General features: G+C 56.6%; 20 protein-coding genes. 10 read left to right on the top strand and 10 right to left on the bottom strand.

Annotated elements, in window-relative coordinates:
* Window positions 1-842: 842 nt before the first annotated feature.
* On the bottom strand, window positions 843-1,586 hold the full coding sequence (locus AUP42_RS10025; protein WP_331710657.1) for a phosphoadenylyl-sulfate reductase: 744 nt from the start codon (window positions 1,584-1,586) through the stop codon (window positions 843-845).
* Entirely contained in the window at window positions 1,586-2,143 is a 558-nt protein-coding gene (locus tag AUP42_RS10020; RefSeq protein WP_062951485.1) for a precorrin-2 dehydrogenase/sirohydrochlorin ferrochelatase family protein, read from the bottom strand. The genes AUP42_RS10025 and AUP42_RS10020 overlap by 1 nt, the downstream gene beginning before the upstream one ends.
* A gap of 258 nt (window positions 2,144-2,401) precedes the next feature.
* Between AUP42_RS10020 and AUP42_RS10015 the strand changes: the two genes are divergently transcribed.
* On the top strand, window positions 2,402-3,505 hold the full coding sequence (locus AUP42_RS10015; RefSeq protein WP_231858230.1) for a COX15/CtaA family protein: 1,104 nt from the start codon (window positions 2,402-2,404) through the stop codon (window positions 3,503-3,505).
* Window positions 3,506-3,575: 70 nt separating this feature from the next.
* Here the strand turns inward: AUP42_RS10015 and AUP42_RS10010 are convergent, their stop codons facing one another.
* Both AUP42_RS10010 and AUP42_RS10005 read right to left on the bottom strand, forming a co-directional pair.
* Entirely contained in the window at window positions 3,576-4,394 is an 819-nt protein-coding gene (locus AUP42_RS10010; RefSeq protein ID WP_062951483.1) for a hypothetical protein, read from the bottom strand.
* Window positions 4,395-4,472: 78 nt separating this feature from the next.
* The gene (locus AUP42_RS10005) at window positions 4,473-5,741 is read right to left on the bottom strand and encodes a DUF3422 family protein (protein ID WP_062951482.1); all 1,269 of its coding nucleotides are present in this window, start codon (window positions 5,739-5,741) and stop codon (window positions 4,473-4,475) included.
* A 225-nt stretch (window positions 5,742-5,966) separates the two neighbouring features.
* On the opposite strand from AUP42_RS10005, the gene tldD reads away from it, so the two are divergent.
* The 8 genes from tldD to AUP42_RS09965 all read left to right on the top strand — a co-directional run bounded on the left by tldD (window position 5,967) and on the right by AUP42_RS09965 (window position 15,723).
* Entirely contained in the window at window positions 5,967-7,400 is a 1,434-nt protein-coding gene (gene tldD, locus AUP42_RS10000; RefSeq protein ID WP_062951481.1) for a metalloprotease TldD, read from the top strand.
* A 94-nt stretch (window positions 7,401-7,494) separates the two neighbouring features.
* On the top strand, window positions 7,495-8,508 hold the full coding sequence (locus tag AUP42_RS09995) for a threonine aldolase family protein (RefSeq protein WP_062951488.1): 1,014 nt from the start codon (window positions 7,495-7,497) through the stop codon (window positions 8,506-8,508).
* Between the two features lie 102 nt (window positions 8,509-8,610).
* A complete protein-coding gene (locus AUP42_RS09990; protein ID WP_062951480.1) occupies window positions 8,611-9,636 on the top strand; it encodes a threonine aldolase family protein in 1,026 nt (341 codons plus the stop codon).
* A gap of 400 nt (window positions 9,637-10,036) precedes the next feature.
* Window positions 10,037-11,644 (top strand): ABC transporter substrate-binding protein, encoded by a 1,608-nt coding sequence (locus AUP42_RS09985; RefSeq protein WP_037991195.1) that lies wholly within the window; start codon window positions 10,037-10,039, stop codon window positions 11,642-11,644.
* A gap of 116 nt (window positions 11,645-11,760) precedes the next feature.
* Window positions 11,761-12,771, top strand: coding sequence for an ABC transporter permease subunit (locus AUP42_RS09980; protein WP_037991198.1), 1,011 nt, complete (start codon window positions 11,761-11,763; stop codon window positions 12,769-12,771).
* Between the two features lie 13 nt (window positions 12,772-12,784).
* Window positions 12,785-13,726: an ABC transporter permease subunit gene (locus tag AUP42_RS09975; RefSeq protein ID WP_037991200.1), complete on the top strand. Its 942-nt coding sequence runs from the start codon at window positions 12,785-12,787 to the stop codon at window positions 13,724-13,726.
* Window positions 13,727-13,729: 3 nt separating this feature from the next.
* A complete protein-coding gene (dppD, locus tag AUP42_RS09970; protein ID WP_062951479.1) occupies window positions 13,730-14,731 on the top strand; it encodes a dipeptide ABC transporter ATP-binding protein in 1,002 nt (333 codons plus the stop codon).
* A complete protein-coding gene (locus AUP42_RS09965; RefSeq protein ID WP_062951478.1) occupies window positions 14,731-15,723 on the top strand; it encodes a peptide ABC transporter ATP-binding protein in 993 nt (330 codons plus the stop codon). Before dppD ends, AUP42_RS09965 begins: the two co-directional genes overlap by 1 nt.
* A 139-nt stretch (window positions 15,724-15,862) precedes the next feature.
* Here AUP42_RS09965 and AUP42_RS09960 read toward each other — a convergent pair whose 3' ends face one another.
* Together AUP42_RS09960 and AUP42_RS09955 are read right to left on the bottom strand one after the other, a co-directional pair.
* Window positions 15,863-16,162: a putative quinol monooxygenase gene (locus tag AUP42_RS09960; protein ID WP_062951477.1), complete on the bottom strand. Its 300-nt coding sequence runs from the start codon at window positions 16,160-16,162 to the stop codon at window positions 15,863-15,865.
* A 1-nt stretch (window position 16,163) separates the two neighbouring features.
* Complete coding sequence (locus AUP42_RS09955) at window positions 16,164-17,180, bottom strand: NADP-dependent oxidoreductase (protein ID WP_062951487.1); 1,017 nt, start codon at window positions 17,178-17,180, stop codon at window positions 16,164-16,166.
* Between the two features lie 92 nt (window positions 17,181-17,272).
* Here AUP42_RS09955 and AUP42_RS09950 point away from each other — a divergent pair, with 92 nt between their 5' ends.
* On the top strand, window positions 17,273-17,818 hold the full coding sequence (locus tag AUP42_RS09950; RefSeq protein ID WP_062951476.1) for a TetR/AcrR family transcriptional regulator: 546 nt from the start codon (window positions 17,273-17,275) through the stop codon (window positions 17,816-17,818).
* Between the two features lie 35 nt (window positions 17,819-17,853).
* Here AUP42_RS09950 and AUP42_RS09945 read toward each other — a convergent pair whose 3' ends face one another.
* The 4 genes from AUP42_RS09945 to AUP42_RS09930 form a co-directional block, all read right to left on the bottom strand.
* On the bottom strand, window positions 17,854-18,501 hold the full coding sequence (locus AUP42_RS09945) for a LysE family translocator (protein ID WP_062951475.1): 648 nt from the start codon (window positions 18,499-18,501) through the stop codon (window positions 17,854-17,856).
* Window positions 18,502-18,550: 49 nt separating this feature from the next.
* Window positions 18,551-19,054 (bottom strand): cupin domain-containing protein, encoded by a 504-nt coding sequence (locus AUP42_RS09940; RefSeq protein WP_062951474.1) that lies wholly within the window; start codon window positions 19,052-19,054, stop codon window positions 18,551-18,553.
* A 105-nt stretch (window positions 19,055-19,159) separates the two neighbouring features.
* Window positions 19,160-19,666, bottom strand: coding sequence for a copper chaperone PCu(A)C (locus tag AUP42_RS09935; RefSeq protein WP_231858229.1), 507 nt, complete (start codon window positions 19,664-19,666; stop codon window positions 19,160-19,162).
* A 76-nt stretch (window positions 19,667-19,742) separates the two neighbouring features.
* Window positions 19,743-20,134, bottom strand: a 392-nt coding sequence (locus AUP42_RS09930; RefSeq protein ID WP_156484592.1) for a DUF2946 family protein, incomplete at its 5' end; no start/stop codon positions are given.

The following is a 20,134-nucleotide window of genomic DNA, read 5'->3' as shown; positions in this document are numbered from 1 at the left end:
GATAAAGTCAACAGGACAAATGGGTCCGGAGACAAAACCCGCAAAGCGTGATTCGCTTTTGCGGGTTTTTGCGTTTCGGGCGGCAAAAACAGGAATGGGACGATGACGGGGCAGCGATCTGACGGGATGACATGGCGGGGGCGGTATCGCCAAAGGGCCATCATGGGTGCATGGAAAAGTCATTACGGCGGTCGTGCGTTTGGGCCGTGAGGCCACGCGAGATTTACGAAAACTGTGGTTTATCATGACGGGAGAGATGTGCCCTTGGGGCAAGGGCATTTGAACGGGGCGGCGAGTGCCGGGGCCAAGTTGGTCCAGTCCGGGGTCAGTCCGGTCGGTGAAGCGTGACAATGCCGAGAATCAGCGGGCCCGAATTGCGCCCGGATTGGGTCGGCACGGGATCGTTTGGCCGGGTTGCCGGGGTGGCAGGCAGGATCGGTTGTCAGCGGGCCGATGGATCGTTCGGAGATGCCGAAGGGCCGGTCATCGATGGCGGGATTTGTGTGCCTGCCATGCGACAACGTTGTTGCCCTTGGGGTGAGGTGCGTTTTGGGGCAACCGAGGGCGGCGGGTGCTTGTTCGGGGCAGCTTGGTCCGTCCGGGGAGTGGTCCGTCCGTTCGGTGGCGTTTGGTGATGCCGGGGGCTGCTGGGTGGCTGGATTGGGTTGGTAATTGATCAAATCGTCATTCCGGGCGAAGCGCAGCGCAGACCCGGAATCCATGCCCGATTGGAAGAGACTGGATTCCCGCCTTCGCGGGAATGACGATCTGCTTGGGAATGCTGATTGGGAATGTTTTGCCCGCAGTCTGAAAAGCCCGGCACAAGGACCGGGCTTTGATTTTCAGATGATGTAGTGGATGCCGCATTCGGTCTTGTCCTGCCCGGCCCAGCGACCGGCACGGACATCGGTTGAATTGGGATCAACGCGATCGGTGCATGGCATGCAGCCGATGGACAGGAAGCCTTCGGCCTCCAGCGGGTGATGCGGCAAGGCGCGGTTTTCAAAGATATCTTCGATGTCAGACCGGTTATAGCCCGCCAGCGGATTGATCTTGATCCGGGTTCCGGCGGTTTCGATCACGGGCAGTTGCCCGCGTTCGCCACCGTGGAAGCGTTTGCGCCCGGTCAGCCAAGCATCATAACCCTTAAGCGCGCGTTGCAGTGGTTCGACCTTGCGCAGATAGCAGCATTTGGCGGTATCGCTGGCAAACAGCATGCCGTTGGGATCATCGGCCGCCAGAAGCTTTTCATCCGGGCGCATGATCTGGATATTGGTCAGGCCAAGCTGATCAACGAGCTGTTCACGATAGCGATGGGTTTCGCCAAACAGCTTGCGGGTATCCAGGAAGATCACCGGCAGGTTCGGATCGACCTCGGACACGAGGGCCAGCAAAGCCGCGGCCTCTGTCCCAAACGACGAGGTCATGGTGATTTTGCCATTGAATTCCTCATGCACCATCGGTTCGATCAGGGAAATGCCCTGCAAGTGGCCGTATCGCGACAGCAGATCGGCCGCGCGGACTTCGGCCTCCTCGACCGACATCGAGCCGCCGGTAACAATGTCTTCTTCGCGCATGACTGTCATCACAACCATCCCCGACGGTCGATATAATCGTCCGTCATTTTCAGGAGCTGCTTCATATCCGCCCCATCGGCCTTCCATTTCTCGCGCTGATCGGAAAGCTCGCGCAGGCGCTGATCCCATTTGGGCACCAGCCAGTTTTCAATCGCATGGCGGATACGGCCGGCCAGACGCGGGCTGTGGCCGTTGGTCGACACCGTAATCATCAGATCACCGCGCGTGACCCGCGCTGGCGAGAAAAAATCACAGTATTCCTTGACGTCCTCGACATTGGCGATGGTGCCGACGGCCTTGGCGATGGCGGCCAGTTCGGCGGCCTTTTCATGCGGCAAATCAACAATAAACATGATCGCGGCCGCGTTGACATCGGCCGAATTCGGGAGATAGCGGTGCAGCCGGTCGCCGGCCTGGTCCACCAGTTCGGCAATCGGGTCTTCGGCATAAACGGTGACGTATTTCGCCCCATCACCGTCAAGCTGGCGCAAACGGTTCAGGGTTGCCTGACCGTTGCCCACCAGCGCGACCGAAAGCCGCGCAAGGTCCAGATTGATGGGAAACATCGTCGATCCTCAAAAGAAAGTTTCTGTTGGTTGATTAAGACTATGGGTGTGTATATCGGATAATTCAATACATTTTTTATGTGTTTTATATTTATAGAACACTATTTATTGCGTTAATAAAACCATGATCCGGCTCCGATGACGGACGTAGAAATTGGACGTAGAAACGTTGCGGTGAAGCTTTTCCTGCACTTTTTGAAATTTCACCCTATATTGGGCGCGAAATTAAGCGCTTCGCATGACAAAGAGATCCCGCCGATGTCCTCGATTGAGCAAACCAGCAGCGTATCGTCCCCCGCCCCTGCCACCGGTTCCATCGCCCCCACCCCGCACAGGAATGTTGCGATGTGGCTGTTTTTTGTGGCGGCCATGGTGTTCATCATGGTGGTGATTGGCGGCCTGACGCGGTTGACCGAGTCCGGGCTTTCCATCGTGGAATGGCGGCCCTTTACCGGGATCATCCCGCCGATGAACGAGGCGGACTGGATGGCGCTTTATCGGCAATACAGCCAGTATCCGGAATTCCAGAAGATCAATGCCTGGATGTCGGTCGAGGATTTCAAATCGATCTTCTGGCTGGAATTCATTCACCGGCTTTGGGGCCGGTTGATTGGCGTTGTGTTCTTTATCCCGTTTGTCTGGTTCCTTGCCAAAAAATCCATTGATGGCGCGACCAAATGGAAGCTTTGGGGCCTGTTCATCCTTGGCGGGTTGCAGGGTGCGATGGGCTGGTACATGGTCATGAGCGGCCTTGTCGACCGCCCCGATGTCAGCCAGTACCGCCTGACCGCGCATTTCGGTCTGGCGCTGGTGATTTTCATCGCGTTGATGTGGGTCGGGCTTAACCAGTATGCCCCGCGCGGCATTTCAACCCATGCGTCGAAACGCGGCTGGCAGCTTCTGGCGCTGATCGTGTTTACCGCCCTTTCGGGCGGCTTTGTTGCCGGGATCAATGCCGGGCATACCTATAACACCTTCCCGCTGATGGACGGGCAACTGATCCCCGACGGGCTGTTTGTCTATAGCCCGGCATGGCTGGCCCCGTTTGAGGACCATATGACGGTGCAGTGGGATCACCGGTGGCTGGCGAAACTGACCTTTGTCATGGTGATCCTGTTCTGGTGGCGGGCCGGGAAATGGAACCTGACACCGCAGCAACGCCTTGCCACCCATCTGGTGCTGGCGGCGGTTTGCCTTCAGGTAACGTTGGGGATTTCAACACTGCTGTCGGTTGTGTGGCTGCCGCTGGGTGTGGCGCATCAGGCGGGGGCGGTCATTCTGGTCGGAACGACCACATTTGCTACCTATAAGCTGCGCACAGCCAGCTTAATGCCAAAAAGCTTTGTTACTATCGGAACCTAAACCCACAACTAGACTCGTTTTCCGCATCCTCAATATCAAAGATAAGCCTGCCCATTTCAACTTTGAACGTTCATATTTCGTCTAAAATAACCCACGGGTATTCAAACGAAAAAAGTCTTTCTAACTCAGGTGCCCGCATGTCCAGAGCTCCTCGCCGGCATCTTACTCCAGCTTGGCTTTCGGTATCGTTCTCCTTTTCAGCAAAAGTCTTAAACACACCCTGTTCGAACCTTCCATATTGAAGGCTACCTCCAACGTCGTCACGCAAATTATTCTTAATTATATTCTTGAAAGTCCTTATTATTCTGAGAGAAAGGCCATCCTCATATTGTTTTTGAAACTCCTTCTCGGCCTCCCCCTTTCCACTTCCAAAAAACAAGTAGTTCGAGTTTCCAACGAGCACCTCTTCCATTTGGTACTCCTGAATGCTGGATGCCGAAGAGTCAAATGGTATGGGAAGCATCTGAAACGCACGAAAACAGTTCGAATGCCTGCAAAACCCTGCAACAATTAAATGCACAAAAGCAAGACTCTGCAATATCTCTGCTAATTTTATAGAGATGACCTTATAGGCTTCAAACACCACCTTTACGACAGAAGACAAAGACGCTTCGTGCTCACCGGGAACTATTTGTAGTTCATTCAAAATATCAGAAAGTGATTCCTTCATAAATATTGCCCCTAGACCACTTCCTGCATAACAAAAGGCTAAATCACCACTGGCAATTTCGACTTTTTCGAAATTCCTGTCGTAAGGAGCATATATCGAATAATGTTCCCGCCCAATTTTGATAGCAATATCTGCTCGCCCTGCAGCCCCAAGATTCACCCGGCTATCTGACGCGAGGTGAAGCGTATTCTCGTGTTTCCAAACAGCACATAATGTCATGGGAGTTCTCTCAATTTAATCACTCAGGGCCCTCACCAACACCAAAAATAAATAGATTTAATCAACCTAATATTAGGTCTACTCATCGTCTCCGCGCAAAGCCTTTTTTACTTGAAACATAGAAATCCAGATAACCACCAACACTACAGGCACGGCGATGCCGGTGGCGACGCGGTCGTTGATTGGAAGGCCGGTATCCTTTAGCGCCTTGAACAGATATCCCAAAAGCCCGACGGCGTAATAGGTGATCGCCGCCACCGACAGGCCTTCGACGGTTTGTTGCAGGCGGAGTTGCAGTTTCACACGGCGGTCCATGCTGGCCAGCAGGTCGCGGTTTTGGGCTTCGAGCAGGATATCGACCCGGGTGCGGAGCAGGTTGTTGGCGCGGGCCACCCGTTTCGACAGTACTTCGAGGCGATCCCCGATATTCTGGCAGGTGCGCATTGCCGGTGCCAGACGGCGTTCCATAAACTCGGTCATGGTTTGCAGGCCTTCGACGCGTTCCTCGCGCAGTTCGACAAGGCGGGCCTGCAGGATGCGGTAATAGGCGCGCGCCGCGCTGAACCGGTAATTCAGCGATGCGGCCATTTCTTCGGTCTGGGCGGCAAGGTCGGTCAGTTTTTGCAGGGTGCCTTCGTCGTCGGTGTGCGATTTGCTGGCCATTTCGGCGGTGATCGATGACAGGCGGGTATCGATTTCCGAGACCTTGGGGGTTGCGCAATGAGCCAGCGGAAAGGCCAGCAACGCCATCATGCGATAGACCTCGATTTCCTTGAGCCGCTGGATCAGGCGCCCGGCCTGCAGGACTTCGAGGCCCTGATCGCGGATCAGGATGCGGCCAAAGCCATCGCCATGCAGGCGAAAATCGGTCCAGACCATCGCCGTGCCGCCCAAAACGCGGCTGCCGGTCAGGCCGTTATGATCAAACAGGCGCGATACTTCATCAGACGAACGTTCGTCGCGATCCATCGCAATGTGCAAGCCAACCAGAAGCTGCCCCGGCGTCGCGGCAAGCCAGTCCTGCGGGATCAGGTTGATGACCGGATCATCAAACGGATGATCAAAGGCGGCCTGCCGTTTGAAGACATAGACCGTGAATTCCGCATGGCGTTCCCAGATGACGGAAAAGCCGTCGCACTGGGCTTCGTAATATTTCTGATCGGGTGCCGGGGGTGTCAGGCTGTATCGTTGGCAGAAGCCCTGAAAATGATCGCGGACATCGGTATCAAGTTCCTCGCCCGCGTGAAAGGCGATGCAGGTGCAGCGGGCCGGGCTTTGTACCCCGCCAAACGGGCGGGCATGGATTTCGTTATGAAGGGCGACACGCTGGGGATGTTCAACAAACATTGCCACGGGCTTTCATAATTGGCCATTGCGGTCTATATAGAGCCTTCGGGGCACGCCCCGACACGTTCTGTATAGACGAAAGTCCAAGGTGGCAGATAGCCCTGAAAACGTAAGGGAAAATACTGTCACAGATGCTTTAACTTACAGGCGAAAATCGCCCGCATGGCCAAAACTGGCCGCCCGTCGCCCATCTGTTGCCATCCGGCACGCCCGCAAGGAGGTTTCATGACCGATCTGAGCAAAACCGACAGCCTGTTTTTCGCCAATGGCGACCTTGATCGCGACCGGCTTGAAAAGCAGGTCAATGATGCGCTGGGTGCGGCGGAAGACGGGGAACTTTTCCTTGAATACCGGCAGTCCGAAAGCCTGACTTGGGATGATGGCCGCCTGCGCAGTGCCAATTTCGACACCGCACAGGGTTTTGGCCTGCGTGCGGTTGCCGATGAAGCCACCGCCTTTTCGCATTCCAACGAGCTTTCCAATGATGCGGTTGGCCGTGCGGCCGAGACCGTCAAGGCGGTTGGCAATGGCCGGTCGGGCAAGGTCGATCTGGGATCGATCGGCACCAATGTGTCGCTTTATTCCGATGTCAATCCGCTGGGTGAAGCCACGTTCGAGGCGAAGGTTGATCTGCTGGGCAAGATCGATGCCTATGCGCGCGCCAAGGACCCGCGCGTGGTGCAGGTTTCCGCATCGATTTCGGGTAACTGGCAGGCAGTACAGATCTGGCGCAGTGGCGGGCAGCGGATTGGCGATATTCGCCCGTTGGTGCGGTTTAACGTATCGGTCGTCGTCAAGCAGGGCGACCGCATGGAAACCGGATCGCATGGTCAGGGCGGACGCATTGGCTATGACGGGTTCTTTGAAGAAAAAAGCTGGAAATCGGCAGTTGACGAAGCATTGCGTCAGGCGACGCTGAACCTTGAATCGGTTGCGGCGCCTGCGGGCGAGATGACCGTGGTGCTTGGTCCGGGCTGGCCGGGCATTTTGCTGCATGAAGCCATCGGCCACGGGCTTGAGGGCGACTTTAACCGCAAGGGCACATCGGCCTTTGCCGGTTTGCTTGGCCAGCGGATTGCATCGCCGGGTGTCACGGTTGTTGATGACGGCACGATCCATGATCGCCGCGGGTCGCTTTCGATTGATGATGAAGGCACCCCGACCCAGCGCACGGTCCTGATCGAGGATGGCATCCTGAAGGGTTTCATGCAGGACCGCCTGAATGCGCGCCTGACGGGTGTGAAATCCACCGGCAATGGACGGCGTCAATCCTATGCCCATGCGCCGATGCCGCGCATGACCAATACCTATATGCTGGGCGGTGACAAGGACCCGGGTGAAATCCTGGCGTCGGTCAAGAAAGGCATTTATGCGGTCAATTTCGGTGGCGGGCAGGTCGATATCACATCGGGCAAGTTCGTGTTTTCCGCATCCGAGGCCTATCTGATCGAAAACGGCAAGCTTGGCGCGCCGGTCAAGGGGGCGACCCTGATTGGCAATGGCCCCGATAGCCTGACCAAGGTTTCCATGATCGGCAATGACATGAAACTTGATGAAGGCATCGGCACGTGCGGCAAGGATGGCCAGGGTGTTCCGGTTGGTGTTGGTCAGCCGACCTTGCGCATTGATGGCCTGACTGTTGGTGGCACGGCCGTTTAAAGGCCGGATATCATGTTAATTTCAAAGCCTGCTTGCGTTAAACCGTAAGCAGGCTTTTTATTTGCCCATCGCCACCATTGATAACGAGGCCCCGATGAATTTTTCGTCTGATAATGTGTCACCGATCTGCCCGGAAATCCTTGCTGCGATTGCCGAGGCCAGCGATCCTGCCCTGCCCTATGGTGCGGACGCGGCAAGCCAGCAGCTTGATCACGCGTTTTCGGACCTGTTTGGCAAGGAGGTCGCGGTGGTGCCGGTGGCAACGGGGACGGCGGCAAATCTTGTCGGATTGTCGGCACTGGTGTCGCCGTTTGGCGGGGTGGCCTGCCATCATCAGGCGCATATCAACCGCACGGAATCGACCGGGGTGGCATTTTATGGCAACGGGGCGAAGCTTCTGACCATGGAGGGGCCATCGGCAAAGCTGTTGCCCGAGACACTTGATGCGTTTTTAACCCGCGAAAACACCCATGGCATGCATTCGGTTGATCCCGAATGTGTGGCCATTACGCAGGCGACCGAATTCGGCACGATCTATGACGTTGAAGAAGTCCAGGCGATTGGGAAGGTCGCCAAGGCGCATGGCATGAAGTTTTTCATGGACGGGGCGCGGTTTGCCAATGCGATTGCCGCCCTTGGTTGCCACCCGGCCGATATCACATGGAAGGCCGGGCTTGACGTTTTAAGTTTTGGCGCCACCAAGAACGGGGCGATGGCGGTGGATGCAATCATCCTGTTTGACCCGTCATTGCGCGGTCGGGTCGAAAAGGCACGCAAGCGCGGCGGGCATCTGTTTTCCAAGCACCGCTATCTGGCGGCACAGCTTCTGGCCTATGTGAAGGATGATCTTTGGCTGCGTAATGCGCGCCATGCCAATCAGGCCGCAAGCGCCCTTTGCCAGTCGCTTGAAACCCTTGGTGCGCGGGCGGCCTTTGCCCCGCAGGGCAACGAGCTGTTTGTGCATATGGATGATGATCTGGCCGAACGGTTGCGCAAGGCCGGGCTGGTCTTTCGGCCATGGCCCGCGGTCGGGCCGGATGCGTTTCGCTTTGTTAGCGGCTGGAACAGCCCGATTGAGGCGATCCGCGCGTTACCGGAAACACTATAGGCATCATTGCCATTCGAACGGATCGCGTGTGATAAAGGGCGGTCTGGCTGCGGCGCAATTCCCGCAGCATATCGACGCCACCACAAGACACGGACCCGTTCGATGAATTTTGCCTCTGACAATGTATCGCCCCTGTGCCCGGAAATCCTGAGTGCGCTGGAGCACGAAGCCTATGGCAACGCACCGGCCTATGGGGCGGATGAAACCAGCCGTCAGCTTGACGCGGCCTTTTCCGAATTGTTTGACCGTGAGGTCGCGGTTGTTCCGGTTGCCACCGGGACCGCAGCAAACTGCATTAGCCTGTCGGCACTGGTATCGCCGTTTGGTGGCATCGTCTGCCATCACGAGGCCCATATCAACGAAGATGAAAGCACCGGCGTTGCGTTCTTTACCGGCGGGGCGAAGCTGATGCCGGTTGATGGCCCGGCGGCAAAGCTTGAAGCCGACAATCTGGATGCCTTTCTGGCAAGCCGGGTGGATCGTGGGGTCCATTCAGTCGCCCCGGAATGCGTTGCGATCACGCAGGCGACCGAACTGGGCACGGTTTACACCGCCGATGAAGTTGCAGCCATTGGCGCGATCTGCCAAAGCCGCGACCTTCGGCTGTTCATGGATGGGGCGCGGTTTGCCAATGCGGTTGCGCATCTGGATTGCCACCCGGCCGATATCACGTGGAAGGCCGGTGTCGATGCGATCAGTTTTGGGGCAACCAAAAACGGCGCGCAGGCGGTTGATGCGATTGTCCTGTTTGATACGTCACTGCGCAGCAGGGTCGAGCAGGCCCGCAAACGCAGCGGCCATCTTTATTCCAAGCATCGTTATCTGGCTTCACAGCTTCTGGCCTATGTGAAGGATGATCTTTGGCTGCGCAATGCGCGCCACGCCAACGGGGCGGCCAGAACCCTTTGTGACATGCTGGTGTCGCATGGGGCGACATTGGCGCATGCCGCCGACGGCAACGAGCTTTTTGTGAAGCTTGCCCCGGAGCTTGCGCAACGGATGCGTGATGCCGGGGCGTTATTCCATCCGTGGCCGTCATTGGGCGCGGATATTTACCGATTTGTGACGGCGTGGAACACGGATATCGCGCAAATCAGTGAACTTAATGATCGCATTACGCGCAATTGACCCGTGTAAGTGGTTCAGCAATCAAACGAATCTAGAAATTTCAAGAAGATAGATCGGACGGAAAAGCACGTTAGCTTTATGTGTTTTTCCGTTCGGTCATCAGTAGCCCCGAAAAAAATGCACGGCTCCCATACCCGATTGTGGGGGACAATTTCATAAAAATAACAGACACTTGACATAAATTCATCATTCATCCGATCAGGTCGTCCTACGTAGAACCCCGCAGGAAACGTTGACGATACGCAGAAACCCTGATTATTTTCCCTCGTCGATTGCCAACATAACTGTTGGATCGGGTAAACCCGCCCGACCCTTTGCACAAATTGCAATGCATGAGCCGTTCAAGGCCAGCAGCCACCCGTGCAAATTGTTTGGGCCAGCCTTGAGGGAGGCATCTTATATGAAAGCGAATTTCGTCAAAGCGGCGATCGGTGCAGGTCTGCTTGCAGCGACTGCGCTTGCTGCTCCGACTGCCGCTTCGGCAAAAACCCTGGTTTATTGCTCGGAAGGAAGCCCGGAAGGCTTCAACCCGCAGCTTTACACCGCGGGTACCACCTTTGACGCCACCTCGCGTCAGGTATTCAACCGTCTGGTACAGTTCAAGCGCGGCACGACCACCATCGTTCCGGGCCTTGCAACCAGCTGGGACGTATCGGCCGATGGCACGGAATACACCTTTAACCTGCGTAAAGGCGTTAAATTCCAGACCACCGATGCCTTCACCCCGACCCGCGATTTCAACGCAGACGACGTGATCTTCTCGTTCCGTCGCCAGTGGGACAAAGATCATCCGTACCATGCGGTTTCGGGTGGCGGTTACGAGTATTTCAACTCGATGTCCATGGGCGAACTGATCAAGGACATCGTCAAGGTTGACGATTACACCGTCAAATTCGTTCTGAACCGTCCGGAAGCACCGTTCATCGCCAACATGGCGATGGATTTCGCATCCATCCTGTCGGGTGAATATGCCGATCAGCTGATGGCTGCCGGTACACCGGAACAGATCGACCTGAACCCGGTCGGTACCGGTCCGTTCCAGGTTGTCCAGTATCAGAAAGATGCGGTCATCCGTTACAAAGCGTTCCCGGAATACTGGGAAGGCAAGGCACCGATCGATAACCTGATCTTTGCCATCACCCCGGACAGCACGGTTCGTTACCAGAAGCTGAAAGCCGGCGAATGCCATGTCATGCCATACCCGAACCCGGCTGATCTGGAAGCGATGGAAGCCGATGGCGACATCAACCTGATGAGCCAGGAAGGTCTGAACGTCGGTTATCTTGGTTACAACACCAAGAAAGAGCCGTTCACCGATGCACGTGTCCGTAAGGCACTGAACATGGCGATCAACAAAGCCGCCATCATCGAGGGTGTTTATCAGGGTGCAGGCGTTGCCGCCAAAAACCCGATCCCGCCGACCATCTGGTCGTACAACAACGATACCGTTGACGATCCGTATGATCCGGAAGCAGCCAAGAAATTGCTGGCAGAAGCCGGTTATCCGGATGGTTTCACCACCGATATCTGGGCCATGCCGGTACAGCGTCCCTACAACCCGAACGCACGCCGTATGGCTGAACTCGTTCAGGCTGACTGGGCCGCGATTGGCGTGAATGCCGAAATCGTTTCCTACGAGTGGGGCGAATACCTTGAGCGCACCAAAAATGGTGAACAGGGCAGCTTCATGCTCGGCTGGACCGGCGACAACGGTGACCCCGACAACTTCCTTGCTGTTCTGCTGGGTTGCGATGCCGTTGGCAGTGCAAACCGTGCACAGTGGTGCAACGAGGAATTCGACAGCCTGATCCAGCAGGCGAAAACCACTTCGGATGTTCTTGAACGTACCCGTCTGTACGAAGAAGCCCAGACCGTCTTCAAACGTGAAGCACCGTGGGCAACCATCGCGCACTCGATCGTTTTCGAACCGATCCGTAACGAAGTTGTCGACTACAAGATCGATCCGTTTGGCGGTCACATCTTCTACGGCGTCGATATCAAAGAATAAGACGCCCCTACACCTTGCCGAAGAGGCCCGGTTTTCCGGGCCTCTTTGCAATTCCGCAATAGAGAGAGATGTCCGCCCGCAGGCATTGCGCGCGGATGCTAAAAAGGCCCAATGGCATGCTAGGTTTCCTTTTACGCCGTTTGGGTGACGTCATACCGACCTTCTTTGGCGTTACCATTCTGGTGTTTCTGATGATTCACCTGATCCCGAGCGACCCGATCCAGATGCGAGCAGGCGAGCGCAGTATCAGTCCCGAACGATACGCCGAACTGCAAAAGGAATATGGTTTCGACAGACCGCTTGTCGTTCAGTATTTCGACTATCTTGGCGGCGTTTTGCAGGGTGATCTTGGTGAATCCTTCGTCACCAAGCGTCCGGTGATCGAAGAATTCGCGACCCTGTTCCCGGCAACGATCGAGCTTTCCATCGCGGGGATATTGTTTGCGATCATTGTCGGTCTGCCATTGGGGGTTATTGCCGCGATCAACAGGGGAAAGTGGCTTGACCACCTGACCATGAGTTTATCGCTGACAGGATATTCAATGCCCATCTTCTGGTGGGCGCTGTTACTGATCATGTTCTTTTCGACGACGCTTGGCTGGACCCCGGTTTCCGGTCGCCTGTCGATCATGTATTACATCGAGCCGACCACCGGTTTCATGCTGATCGACACATTGCTCAGCGATGAAAAAGGCGCGTTTATCAGTGCGCTCCGTCATCTGATCCTGCCAACGATTGCGCTTGGCACCATTCCGATGGCCGTGATTGCGCGTATGACACGCTCTTCGATGCTTGAAGTTCTGGGCGAGGAATATATACGTGTTGCGCGAGCCAAGGGCCTTGCCCCGATGCGGGTGATCATGGTTCATGCGCTTCGCAATGCCCTGATCCCGGTGATTACGGTGATCGGCCTTCAGGTCGGTGTGCTGTTTGCCGGTGCAATTCTGACTGAAACCATTTTCTCGTGGCCCGGTATTGGCAAATGGATTGTCGAGGCGCTGAACCGCCGCGATTACCCGACCATCCAGGGCGGCATCTTGATGATTGCCTTCGTGGTTATGGGGGTCAATCTGTTCGTCGATCTGATGTATGGGGTGATCAATCCCCGCATCCGGCACAAGCGTTAAGGGGGCACGGGAAATGACAAACCAGAACACCCAATCGACCACCCCCGAAACGGCAGCAGCCGAAGTGGTGGCCGTCGAAGACCAGAAGATCAATCCGCCCAGCCCGTTTATGGAAACGTGGAATTATTTCCGCAAGAACCGTGGCGCTTATGTCGGGCTGATCGTTATCTGCTTTATCCTGTTCATGGCGGCATTCGCCCAGTGGATTGCCCCGTTTGATCCGATTGCACAGGACCGCACCGCGTTCCTGAAACCGCCGATCTGGATGGAAGGTGCCGATCCGCGCTATATCCTTGGTACCGACGCGGTTGGTCGCGACATCCTGTCACGCCTGATCCATGGTGCGCAGCTTTCGGTGACCATCGGCGTGTTCGTCGTGATCATTTCAATGATCGCCGGTATCGTTCTTGGACTGGTTGCCGGATATTTCCGCGGCTGGATCGAAGTCGGCATCATGCGCATGATGGATACCATGCTGGCCCTGCCCAGCCTGATCATGGCGATGGCGATTGTCGCGATCCTCGGCCCGGGGCTTGAAAACGCCATGCTGGCGATTGCGATTGTCCAGTTGCCGCATTATGTGCGCCTGTCGCGTGCCTCGGTGGTGTCCGAACTGAACAAGGAATATGTCATCGCATCGCAGATTGCCGGTGCCGGTCATATCCGCCAGATGTTCGTCAATATCCTGCCGAACTGCATGGCACCCCTGATCGTTCAGGGCACATTGGGCATTTCCAGTGCCATCCTTGATGCTGCGGCCCTTGGCTTCCTTGGCCTTGGCGCGCAGCCGCCGCTGCCGGAATGGGGCACCATGCTGGCCGAAGCCCGCGAATTCGTGGGATCGGCATGGTGGGTGATCACCTTCCCCGGCCTTTGCATCCTCGTCACCGTGCTTGCCTTCAACCTGATGGGTGATGGTCTGCGCGATGCCCTTGATCCCAAGATGAAGCGGTAAGTCATGGCTCTTCTCGAAGTTAAAAACCTGACAGTCGAGTTCGGCTCCGAAGACCGGCCGTTCCGCGCTGTTGATAATGTAAGTTATTCCGTTGATCGCGGCGAAGTCCTTGGCATCGTCGGTGAGTCGGGTTCGGGTAAATCCGTATCCTCGCTTGCCGTTATGGGCCTGATCGACTTCCCCGGTCGTGTTACCGCCGACAGCCTGACCTTTGATGGGCAGGACCTGCTGACGATGTCGCCCGGCAAGCGCCGTGCGATTACGGGCAAGGATATCGGCATGATCTTCCAGGATCCGATGTCGGCGCTTAATCCGTGCTTTACGGTTGAAGCCCAGATCATGGAAGCCCTGAAAGTCCATGAGGGTGGTTCGAAAAAGGAGCGGCGTGAACGTACGCTTGACCTTCTGAACCAGGTTGGCATTCCCGATCCGAAATCGCGCATGACCGCCTATCCCCACCAGCTTTCGGGCGGGATGAGCCAGCGTATCGTGATTGCGATGGCGATTGCGTGCAATCCGCGCCTGCTGATTGCCGATGAACCGACCACCGCCCTTGACGTGACCATTCAGGCCCAGATCATCGACCTGCTGCTGAAATTGCAGGACGATAGTGATATGGCCCTGATCCTGATCACGCACGATCTGGCACTGGTATCGGAAGCGGCTGATCGCATTCAGGTGATGTATGCCGGTCAGCTTTTTGAAAGTGGCCCGGCCGACAGCATCTTTGCCGCCCCGCGTCATCCCTATACCCAGGCGTTGCTTGAGGCGTTGCCGGAACGTTCCGAAGGGCATGATCGCCTGCGCACCATCCCCGGTGTGGTTCCGGGTCAGTATGACCGCCCGGCGGGCTGTCTTCTGGCACCGCGTTGCCGGTATGCCAATGATCGTTGCGTTGTCGAACGCCCCGATGTTGGTGCCTATAACGGGCGCGATGTCCGCTGTTTCTATCCGCTTGACGACCACGGCCAGCCGACCGGCCAAACAACCGGGGAGACCGTGTAATGAGCTTCCTTGATGCAAAACCCGGTGTTCCGCTGCTGGAATCCGATGATCTTGTCCGTCACTACGAAGTCAGCCGCGGCCTTGGCAAACCAAGTGCGATGGTCAAGGCGCTTGATGGTGTTTCCTTTACGCTCGAAGCCAAAAAGACGCTGGCGGTTGTTGGCGAGTCCGGTTGTGGCAAGTCCACGCTTGGCCGTCAGTTGACCCTGATTGAAAAGCCCAGCGCAGGCGGGCTTAAAATCAACGGCGAAGCGGTTGGTGATCTGAGTGACAGGGAAGCGAAACTGTTCCGTCGCACGGTTCAGATGATCTTCCAGAACCCTTACGGGTCGCTGAACCCGCGCAAGAAAGTCGGCCAGATCCTTGGCGAGCCGGTGTTGCTTAACATGGATCTGGGTCGCAAGGAGCGCGAGGAACGTGTGCGCGAAACCATGGCCAAGGTTGGCCTGCGCCCCGAATTTTACGGGCGCTATCCGCATATGTTTTCCGGCGGGCAGCGTCAGCGTATCGCGATTGCGCGCGCGCTGATCCTTGAACCGAAAGTCATCGTTGCCGATGAACCGGTTTCCGCCCTTGACGTGTCGGTCCAGGCACAGGTTCTGAACCTGATGATGGACCTGCAGGAAGAGATGAATGTCGCCTATGTCTTCATCTCGCACGATCTTTCTGTCGTTCGCCATATTGCAGATGACGTCATGGTGATGTATTTGGGGCGCGTCGCTGAAAAGGGACCGACCGAAGAAATCTTTGCCAAACCGCTGCATCCCTATACAAGGGCGCTTCTGGCATCGGCACCAAAGATCGATCCGGCGCATCGCGTCAAGGCAGAGCCGCTGAAAGGCGAACTGCCTTCACCGATCAATCCGCCGTCGGGCTGTGCGTTTCATAAACGCTGCCCGTTCGCGACCGACCATTGCGCACAGGTTCGTCCTGAATTGCGCATGTATGAAGGCCGCGAGGTGGCTTGCCATCGGGTCGAAGAAATCGCCTGAAAACAGGCGATCGCCCGGATATCCGGGTAGACAAGGGAGCAAGGGGGCGCGCTTTAACAAGCTGCGCCCCTGAGCCTTTCAGGGTCACAAGAAAGCCTGCAAAGGCTTTGCTGGCTGTATGGAACTCCGAGAACAAAACTCAGCCCAAGAATGTTTCTTCGTGCGTGGCCTGATATTGCTGTATCTCGCTTCTCATCCTGCCTTGCCAGTTATGCACGAAGGTTAAAACCTCTGACGTTTCAAGATGGGCTTTCAGTGACGATTGATCGCGCCAACGTTCGGCAATCACGAGACGCCCCGGGCATGCCGCATCAGGATTAACCGCATAAAAAAGGCAGCCTTTCTCGGGTTTTGCATTACGCGCGATCACCTGAAGGTCGGCGATGAACTGATCAATTTCATGTGGATCAACATGAATGTGCCCCATCAGAATGATCATGTCATTCCACCACAAGCACGATCTTGCCCTGAATGTGCCCTTTGGCTGCACGTTCATGAGCCTTGCGGGCATCAGCAAGCGGGTATGTGCTGTCGAGCACGACGCGAAGTGTGCCGTCACTCAGCAGACCGGCAAGCTCCGCCAGTTGATCGCCGTTTGACCGAACCTGCGTTGCCGATACCGTAATACCAAGCTTTTCAGCTTCTTCGTGACTGGAAAAGCCCAGCGGGAACACCGGGAAAAGGGCACCACCCCGTTTGATCGTGGGCAGGAAACGCCCGGCGGTCGGTCCGCCAAGGGCATCAATCACAAGATCAAGATCCCGCACGACGTCTTCGGGTGGGGTTTTCGTATAATCGATAAACTCGTCAGCCCCCAAGTCGCGCAGAAGCGCCTGGTGCTTGCCAGACGCAACCGCGATGACCCTGGCACCTTTGAGTTTTGCGACCTGCACGGCAAAATGCCCAACACCACCGGCAGCGCCATTCACAAGAACGGTTTTTCCCGAAAGTTCAACCGGCTTATGCTGATAGGACTGAAGCGGATTTGGTTCGTCATGTCCCAGATCAACCAGGAACTGCCACGTGGTAAGAAGCGACATGGGCGCCCCCGCCGCATGCACATGATCAATACCGTCCGGCTTGGGGGCGGCTTCCGATGCAGGGACCGTGACATATTGTGCATAGGCCCTGCTTCCCCCGGCAAGCCCGGACGGGAAACGAACCATGGCGTAAACGTCGTCTCCTGGCGCAAAGCCGGTAACATCATCGGCAACGGCGTCAACGACACCTGATATGTCGGTTCCAAGTATCACCGGGAAGGATATTTGCGGCTGCCATTCCGGCGGCAGCATCCTGTAGCCATCACGCAAATACCAGTCGGGCGGATTAATCCCGACCGCGTGCACCCGGACCCTTATTTCACCCGGTCCCGGATCAGGTATCGGCGCGTCCTCGTAGCGCATGACCTCGGGCCCGCCGAACGCGTGCTGACGGACCGCCTTCATTGTCTTTGTCATTACGGCTTCTTCTTTCATCGCATATGTGCTATCCACAATCGGAGCACTGATCCGCATTTATGGAGCAGTGCTCCGTTTGTCAAGAGGAACATATGCGCGCCGACGCAAAGAAGAACTACGAACATCTGCTTGCCACCGCACGGGAGGTTGTCAAAGACCAGGGTGCGGAAGCATCTTTGCGCGACATTGCCCGCAAAGCCGGGGTGGGACTTGGTACGCTGTACCGACATTTTCCAACGCGCGAGGCACTGCTTGAAACCCTGCTGCGCGAGAGCTTTGACGGGCTGAAAGAATCAGCGCGCGAACGCGAAACCGCAAGTTCGCCGGATGATGCGCTGGTATCGTGGCTACGTGATCTTGTTGCATGCGCGAACGACTATCGCGGTGTCATTGCCGCGATGGTGGCCGCCATTGAGGATGAAGAGTCCGCTCTTCATGCGTCGTGCGTTACCATGAAAGCCGCAGGGACAAGGCTCCTTGTCCGGGCGCAGGAAAAGGGCGTTGCGCGCACCGACATTGATGGCGGTGACCTGTTCGCCATGGTGGGTGCGCTTGCCTGGCTTGGCGATCAGCCATCATCGGCACCACGTGCGGATCATCTGTTCAATGTCATTACCAGCGCCATCCTGAAAAAGTGATGGCCGGGACCATCACATCCGCAAAGCAAAGCGGATCAGGTCGCGTTGCGTGTGCGGTCCGTCAGGGCCAGCAGCACCCCTGCGGCGATCAGGAGGCTGCCGCTGATGCGGTTAAGCCAGCGCATGTGGCGGGCGGAGCGGATCAGCCCCTTTACCTGCCCGCCGACAAGCCCGTAGCCCAGAAGAACACAGGCCTCCATCGCGATGAAGGTCACGCCCATGATCGCAAATTGCGGGCCGTATGAACCGGCCTGATCAAGGAATTGCGGAAAGAAGGCGGTAAAGATCAGGATCGCCTTGGGATTGCCAATCGCGGTCAGAAATTCCGTCCGGGCCAATGACATCGCACCGGGATGGGCGACAAAGCCGACGGTATCACCGGGAACCTCCGGCTCGGCAACCCTGGTTCGCCAGCTTTTGAGGCCAAGATAAATCAGATAGACCGCCCCACCCCACTTGATGATCATAAAGGCGGTTTCGCTTGCGGCAAGCACCACGCCAAGCCCCATGGCCGTCACAACGATCATCAGGGCAAAAGCCAGCAGTCGTCCCGCCCCGCCGATGGCGGCCGACGCAACGCCGTGGCGCGCGCCATTGAACATCGCGAGCAGATTATTCGGTCCGGGGGCCATCGAAAGCGCCAAGGCCGCGCCGGAAAACAGCAACCATGTATCAAGCTGCATTTGGGGAAGTCCTGTGAAAAATGGGTGACCGGCTGATTGCGCCCGAAATTCAGTCGCGCGTCAAGGCGGCAATCATGGTTGCCGCAGCCGGCCATTTCGACGAAAGGTCCGCCCGTTTGCCCATGGCGAAATCGGCGAAGTCAAAACCGGGTGCCACCGTACAGCCCAGAAGGGCAAATTTGCCACCTTGTTTCAGGCGCGCCCCCTGCCAGACATTTTTCGGCACGATCATTTGCGGCTTCTGCCCCGCCAGAAGATCATTGCCGATTTCAACCAGCCGGTGGCTGCCATCGGCATACAGTTGGAGCTGTTCGACCGGATCGCCAAGGTAATGGTGGAAAATCTCGTCACTGGTCAGGATATGCATGCCCGAAAAGGTATCGGGCGTCAGCAGGTAATAGATCGCGGTCCCGGTGGATCGCACGCCAAGATACCGGTTGCCCGGATTGCAGGTTTCCAGCGCGCGGAATGTTTCGGCATAAAAGCCGCCTTCGGGATGCGGTTGCAGGCCGAGTTTTTCAATCAGGTTTTCGATGGTGATATCGCGGGACATGGCGCACTCCCTGCATGGGATGGATGATGGCCGACCATCATGACAAAAAAGGGGAACGGTGCAAACCGTTCCACTGTATAATTTGGACATATGCGAAACGAGGACTTAGTGGCCCTTGTGTTCCTGATCGCCCATTTTCATGTCGCCGTGATCCATACCGGCATCGCCGTGCGGGCCTTTGGACATTGATCCCATCACATCAATGGTCACCGGTATGTCGCCCGCCTTTTCAAAGGTCAGCGTTACGTCGATTTTTTCACCTTCGACCAGCGGCTTGTGCAGGCCGATCAGCATGACGTGATAGCTGCCCGGTTTGAACATCAGTTCACCATGCATCGGCACATCGATCCCGCCTTCGACCGGGCGCATCTTCATGACGTTGTTTTCCATGATATGCGTGTGCAGTTCGGTTTTATCGGCCAGATCGGATTTCACCCCGACAATGCGATCCGCCATGCCGGTATTTTCGACCGTCAGGAAGGCCGCGCCATTCGGCACCTTGCCAAGCGACGCCTTGGCCCAGGCATCCTTGATTTCGATATCGGCGGCAAACGCCTGGGTCGCAGCGAACAGACCGGCCAGGGTCGCAATAACAGCAAACAGTTTTTTCATAATCTTTGTTTCCATCCTTGTCCGGTGTGGATTGGTTGCATCACACCGGTAATTTGATTTCGGGTGTATCGGGAAATCAGATGGAATGCGGGGGTGCGCGGGAATAGCGCGTGCGCGGCACGGTGATCGTGGCGGCAAGCAGGCGGGCTTGCGCGTATTCGGCATCATGGATGATTGAAACCGGCGCGCCAAACGGCACGTCCAGACTTGCCATCGCCCCATGATGGGACGCGCATAGCGAACAGAAACCATGACCGGCAGAATGCCCACCGGAATTTTGTGACGCGGCATCGGGACTGGCGTTGCCAAACGATATGGCGCGCACCCCATCCGCCGTGCAGATGAAAATCAGATCGCCACCGGGGGCGGCATTGGCCCCGGTAATGGCGGTTAACCCGCCACCACTGGCACCGCCATACATCGCACTCACGAAACCCGACTGCGTCACCCCGGTCATCAGAATGACGA

The sequence above is a fragment of the Thalassospira lucentensis genome, assembly GCF_001613805.1.
Lineage (GTDB): Bacteria > Pseudomonadota > Alphaproteobacteria > Rhodospirillales > Thalassospiraceae > Thalassospira > Thalassospira lucentensis_A.
The sequence above is the reverse complement of the archived record's forward strand: the minus strand, read 5'-3'. Positions and strand labels throughout refer to the sequence as shown.

Excerpts from the sequence above, each read along its gene's own strand:
- AUP42_RS09945 (WP_062951475.1), bottom strand. The coding sequence starts at position 18,501 with ATGCAGCTTGATACATGGTTGCTGTTTTCCGGCGCGGCCTTGGCGCTT.
- AUP42_RS10020 (WP_062951485.1), bottom strand. The coding sequence starts at position 2,143 with ATGTTTCCCATCAATCTGGACCTTGCGCGGCTTTCGGTCGCGCTGGTG.
- AUP42_RS09960 (WP_062951477.1), bottom strand. The coding sequence starts at position 16,162 with ATGATCATTCTGATGGGGCACATTCATGTTGATCCACATGAAATTGAT.
- AUP42_RS09995 (WP_062951488.1), top strand. The coding sequence starts at position 7,495 with ATGAATTTTTCGTCTGATAATGTGTCACCGATCTGCCCGGAAATCCTT.
- AUP42_RS09980 (WP_037991198.1), top strand. The coding sequence starts at position 11,761 with ATGCTAGGTTTCCTTTTACGCCGTTTGGGTGACGTCATACCGACCTTC.
- AUP42_RS10025 (WP_331710657.1), bottom strand. The coding sequence starts at position 1,586 with ATGACAGTCATGCGCGAAGAAGACATTGTTACCGGCGGCTCGATGTCG.
- AUP42_RS10010 (WP_062951483.1), bottom strand. The coding sequence starts at position 4,394 with ATGACATTATGTGCTGTTTGGAAACACGAGAATACGCTTCACCTCGCG.
- tldD (WP_062951481.1), top strand. The coding sequence starts at position 5,967 with ATGACCGATCTGAGCAAAACCGACAGCCTGTTTTTCGCCAATGGCGAC.
- AUP42_RS09965 (WP_062951478.1), top strand. The coding sequence starts at position 14,731 with ATGAGCTTCCTTGATGCAAAACCCGGTGTTCCGCTGCTGGAATCCGAT.
- AUP42_RS09955 (WP_062951487.1), bottom strand. The coding sequence starts at position 17,180 with ATGACAAAGACAATGAAGGCGGTCCGTCAGCACGCGTTCGGCGGGCCC.
- AUP42_RS10015 (WP_231858230.1), top strand. The coding sequence starts at position 2,402 with ATGTCCTCGATTGAGCAAACCAGCAGCGTATCGTCCCCCGCCCCTGCC.
- AUP42_RS09950 (WP_062951476.1), top strand. The coding sequence starts at position 17,273 with ATGCGCGCCGACGCAAAGAAGAACTACGAACATCTGCTTGCCACCGCA.
- AUP42_RS09990 (WP_062951480.1), top strand. The coding sequence starts at position 8,611 with ATGAATTTTGCCTCTGACAATGTATCGCCCCTGTGCCCGGAAATCCTG.
- AUP42_RS09975 (WP_037991200.1), top strand. The coding sequence starts at position 12,785 with ATGACAAACCAGAACACCCAATCGACCACCCCCGAAACGGCAGCAGCC.
- AUP42_RS09935 (WP_231858229.1), bottom strand. The coding sequence starts at position 19,666 with ATGAAAAAACTGTTTGCTGTTATTGCGACCCTGGCCGGTCTGTTCGCT.
- dppD (WP_062951479.1), top strand. The coding sequence starts at position 13,730 with ATGGCTCTTCTCGAAGTTAAAAACCTGACAGTCGAGTTCGGCTCCGAA.
- AUP42_RS10005 (WP_062951482.1), bottom strand. The coding sequence starts at position 5,741 with ATGTTTGTTGAACATCCCCAGCGTGTCGCCCTTCATAACGAAATCCAT.
- AUP42_RS09940 (WP_062951474.1), bottom strand. The coding sequence starts at position 19,054 with ATGTCCCGCGATATCACCATCGAAAACCTGATTGAAAAACTCGGCCTG.
- AUP42_RS09985 (WP_037991195.1), top strand. The coding sequence starts at position 10,037 with ATGAAAGCGAATTTCGTCAAAGCGGCGATCGGTGCAGGTCTGCTTGCA.